Source organism: Enterococcus sp. DIV1298c, assembly GCF_017316315.1.
In the GTDB taxonomy this organism is placed as follows: domain Bacteria; phylum Bacillota; class Bacilli; order Lactobacillales; family Enterococcaceae; genus Enterococcus_B; species Enterococcus_B mangumiae.
The window spans coordinates 1-3,728 of sequence record NZ_JAFLWG010000079.1; the positions used below are offsets into that span (position 1 = coordinate 1).

Consider the following 3,728-nt stretch of genomic DNA (forward strand, 5'->3'; position numbering starts at 1 on the left):
TAATTCACTGGGTATTCTTCGTGGCTCAACTTATTGGTTTGTTTGTATGTATCGATGCCGACAACGTTTGATAAGAAAATACCAACATCCAGGATAAAACAGCACGATCCTGAGATGAGTAGATTTTGAGTTTGAGCACTCTTGTTTTGCTAAAACCCTTTTGTTTTACTTAGATGATCGCCACCCTTGTATCTACTTTGATAGGTTTGATTACATGATTTATTTCCACCATAGATGAATGACCTAAAATACGTTTTACTCTAGATCAATCGACGGATTTTTTCTTTTTTCTATACAGCAATACGTATGGAACTATACAAGCTAAACTATTTAACAAAAGTACAACTATCCGCTTTATTGCGATTAAATATAATGGAACATAATGTAGGCCTTCACCTATCATCTCAAATAAAAGAGTAAAACCAGATTGAGTATACATGAATGTTATCATCAAATTAAATAATACAACAACCGTATAAGCAATTAGTGAAGTGAGCTTGATCCATTTGTTGTGATTTCCTAAAAATAGTAAGCTTATCAATCCACCAACTATTGTTATAATAGTAGCAAATAGCAGTATATTATCAATAAAATGCATAATACTATCATACTTAACTAGATTTTCAATTGATAAAACTAGCAGTAAGAATATTGTTGGAATGATCGAGATGACTACAGCACTCTTCTGATAACCTAATCCACCTTTAGTCCAATTACTCACTTTTAGAATTTTTATATCTTTGACTATTCGATATAAACTAACGACTGTTCTCTCCTCATCAAGTATGTATATGTGATTCGCCAAAATCATGAATATTAGTGATAAAATATAATAGATGATCAACAATCCGATAGTAACAAACTTTAAAGGAACATTTGCTGGCCTTGAATTTACGCTCCCTTCATCTAAGTAGATAATAGCTGGAGAGTTGATTAATACGATAATCCAAAGTAGTACTGTCCCAGTACTCATATTGAAAAAGAACATAGATTTTGACTTTAAATTCTTTTGATAAGGTAATAGTAGATTTAACCATGGCAGTAAGAATACAAGCAAATACAACCCGAATGACAAGTAAACAAACCAAAAATATGCTCCACTCAATAAATAAAATTGAGCCACCTGAGCGGTTCCAAGAGCAAGAATAGCAGTTGAACCTAAAGCAACAACGATTCTCCAGCTTTTTTTTAGATCAAATTTTTTATGTATCCCCTCAAGTACATCATATATATGTATTTTTATGATAATATCGTGTAAAACCATAGTAATGATCCATTGCACTATAGCGATACATAGATAAACAATGGGGAGCAACCACACTAAAACTAAAAAAATTTCATCATCTCCTTTATTAATAGCTTTTCTCTAGCTTGTTTAGTAACATTTAGCCATCAATTGTACTCAATTTTGAATAAATGAAATAAAGTATATAAATACCTAAAAACACCAACTAGATACTCGCTCTTGATAAATAAGAACTGTTTATATGTATGATTTTAAATGAGTTTCCACTAGTTGTAAACACTATACTATTTTGTACTCCCATTGATTCGATGAATGGTTCAAACTGACTTTCACTATATATAGATGCTAGGAATGTCTAAGGTTCGATGTCGTGTAAAACGTGCCCCAGATAACTGTTTTTTTCGGCTCTTTGAAACAGCCAGCATCACTCCGAAAAGTTATCAATCAGAAATTATTTTTTCGTTTTGGCTACTAGCCACTGTAGCAAACCAGGTTCTTTTCATCAAGCAGATGGTTTTCTGCGCCCACAGAAGAATCACTGATTTTCTTCAAGTTACTCCACTTTCTCCATTAGAGAGTAATTTCCCGCTTGTTCTTTCTATCCTACAAACTTGAAATCTAGACTTTTATCCTTAGAAATACACATGGCGTACGCTTGCTTCTTGGTGGGATTTCTGACTAAACCAATAGCTTTAGATAGCTTTCTTCCTAATTACGTTAAAAAGAGAATAACAGAAGATTAAGTAAAATTGAAGCCCACTTCTTTCTCCTATAATAGAGATACAACTTTTACATGGTATTACAACATAGGTACTATCATTTGGATATAAAAAAAGAACCTCTTAATGTAAGATATACCTACACTAAAAGGTTATTGTGATACCGGCGGCCGGGGTCGAACCGGCACGATCGTGAGATCACTGGATTTTGAGTCCAGCGCGTCTGCCAATTCCGCCACGCCGGCAAATAGATGAAACTGGGGTAGCTGGATTCGAACCAACGCATGAGGGAGTCAAAGTCCCTTGCCTTACCGCTTGGCTATACCCCAATGAAAAAGGGCGAATGATGGGAATCGAACCCACGAGTGTCGGAGCCACAATCCGATGCGTTAACCACTTCGCCACATCCGCCATGATAAAATAATCTGTTATTTAATTTGCGAATAAAAAACTAAGATGTGGTCATCTTAGTTAATACCGGCGGCCGGGGTCGAACCGGCACGCCCTCAACGGGCACTGGATTTTGAGTCCAGCGCGTCTGCCAATTCCGCCACGCCGGCAATGTAATTAGTACTAAGGCGGTAACCGGATTTGAACCGGTGATGAAGGTTTTGCAGACCTCTGCCTTACCACTTGGCTATACCGCCATTATACTATTTTTAGCTATAAATTAATATTTATAGGACTGGGGTAGCTGGATTCGAACCAACGCATGAGGGAGTCAAAGTCCCTTGCCTTACCGCTTGGCTATACCCCAATGAAAAAAGGCGAATGATGGGAATCGAACCCACGAATGTCGGAGCCACAATCCGATGCGTTAACCACTTCGCCACATCCGCCATGGCAGGGGCAGCAGGAATTGAACCCACACTAACGGTTTTGGAGACCGCTGTTCTACCTTTAAACTATGCCCCTATAAAATGGAGGAGAGTGGATTCGAACCACTGAACCCTAAGGAACGGATTTACAGTCCGTCGCGTTTAGCCACTTCGCTACTCCTCCATGGTGGCGCGGGACAGAATCGAACTGCCGACACACGGAGCTTCAATCCGTTGCTCTACCAACTGAGCTACCGCGCCATAAAGAATAAATTAATAAATTGTTTGTTAATTGAATAGAAATGACGGTCCCGACGGGAATCGAACCCGCGATCTCCTGCGTGACAGGCAGGCATGTTAACCCCTACACCACGGAACCAAATCATTATGGAGGTTAACGGGATCGAACCGCTGACCCTCTGCTTGTAAGGCAGATGCTCTCCCAGCTGAGCTAAACCTCCAATGTATCCAATTAATGACCCGTACGGGATTCGAACCCGTGTTACCGCCGTGAAAGGGCGGTGTCTTAACCGCTTGACCAACGGGCCAGTAAAAAATCAATTACGGAGAGTAAGGGATTCGAACCCTTGAGACAGTTTGCACCATCTACATGATTTCCAATCATGCTCCTTCGGCCTCTCGGACAACTCTCCAGAGTGAAAGAAGCTCATTACTCTTCTCATAAATGAGAACTCCGGCAGTAGGACTCGAACCTACGACATCATGATTAACAGTCATGCGCTACTACCAACTGAGCTATGCCGGAATAATAATACCAGCGTGGCGGCGTCCTACTCTCACAAGGGGCAACCCCTCACTACAATCGGCGCTAAGAAGCTTAACTTCTGTGTTCGGCATGGTTACAGGTGTATCCTTCTCGCCATCGCCACCACACTTGGTGTTATCTATTTTTGAGTAAATCTTGTTCACTCAAAACTGGATTTG

Annotated in this window: 1 protein-coding gene, 15 tRNA genes and 1 rRNA gene; all 17 read right to left on the reverse strand. The window is 39.7% G+C overall.

Features of this window, described 5'->3' with window-relative positions; all coding sequences use genetic code 11:
• Positions 1-265: 265 nt before the first annotated feature.
• The gene (locus JZO83_RS13790) at positions 266-1,264 is read right to left on the reverse strand and encodes a hypothetical protein (RefSeq protein WP_206859611.1); all 999 of its coding nucleotides are present in this window, start codon (positions 1,262-1,264) and stop codon (positions 266-268) included.
• A gap of 862 nt (positions 1,265-2,126) precedes the next feature.
• Positions 2,127-2,210: transfer RNA gene (locus JZO83_RS13795), tRNA-Leu, on the reverse strand.
• Positions 2,211-2,222: 12 nt separating this feature from the next.
• Positions 2,223-2,294: transfer RNA gene (locus JZO83_RS13800), tRNA-Gln, on the reverse strand.
• Between the two features lie 9 nt (positions 2,295-2,303).
• Positions 2,304-2,376 (reverse strand) — tRNA-His (locus JZO83_RS13805).
• 64 nt (positions 2,377-2,440) lie between these two features.
• A tRNA-Leu gene (locus JZO83_RS13810) sits at positions 2,441-2,525 on the reverse strand.
• Between the two features lie 16 nt (positions 2,526-2,541).
• Positions 2,542-2,612, reverse strand: a tRNA-Cys gene (locus JZO83_RS13815).
• 38 nt (positions 2,613-2,650) lie between these two features.
• Positions 2,651-2,722 (reverse strand) — tRNA-Gln (locus tag JZO83_RS13820).
• Positions 2,723-2,731: 9 nt separating this feature from the next.
• A tRNA-His gene (locus tag JZO83_RS13825) sits at positions 2,732-2,804 on the reverse strand.
• A gap of 2 nt (positions 2,805-2,806) precedes the next feature.
• Positions 2,807-2,880: transfer RNA gene (locus JZO83_RS13830), tRNA-Trp, on the reverse strand.
• 6 nt (positions 2,881-2,886) lie between these two features.
• Positions 2,887-2,967: transfer RNA gene (locus tag JZO83_RS13835), tRNA-Tyr, on the reverse strand.
• 1 nt (position 2,968) lies between these two features.
• Positions 2,969-3,044, reverse strand: a tRNA-Phe gene (locus JZO83_RS13840).
• 45 nt (positions 3,045-3,089) lie between these two features.
• Positions 3,090-3,162, reverse strand: a tRNA-Asp gene (locus JZO83_RS13845).
• Between the two features lie 9 nt (positions 3,163-3,171).
• Positions 3,172-3,244, reverse strand: a tRNA-Val gene (locus JZO83_RS13850).
• Between the two features lie 15 nt (positions 3,245-3,259).
• Positions 3,260-3,331 (reverse strand) — tRNA-Glu (locus JZO83_RS13855).
• 16 nt (positions 3,332-3,347) lie between these two features.
• A tRNA-Ser gene (locus JZO83_RS13860) sits at positions 3,348-3,436 on the reverse strand.
• A gap of 39 nt (positions 3,437-3,475) precedes the next feature.
• Positions 3,476-3,549: transfer RNA gene (locus tag JZO83_RS13865), tRNA-Asn, on the reverse strand.
• 12 nt (positions 3,550-3,561) lie between these two features.
• Positions 3,562-3,677, reverse strand: a 5S ribosomal RNA gene (gene rrf, locus JZO83_RS13870).
• Positions 3,678-3,728 lie beyond the last annotated feature (51 nt).

Excerpts from the sequence above, each read along its gene's own strand:
- JZO83_RS13790 (WP_206859611.1), bottom strand. The coding sequence starts at position 1,264 with ATGGTTTTACACGATATTATCATAAAAATACATATATATGATGTACTT.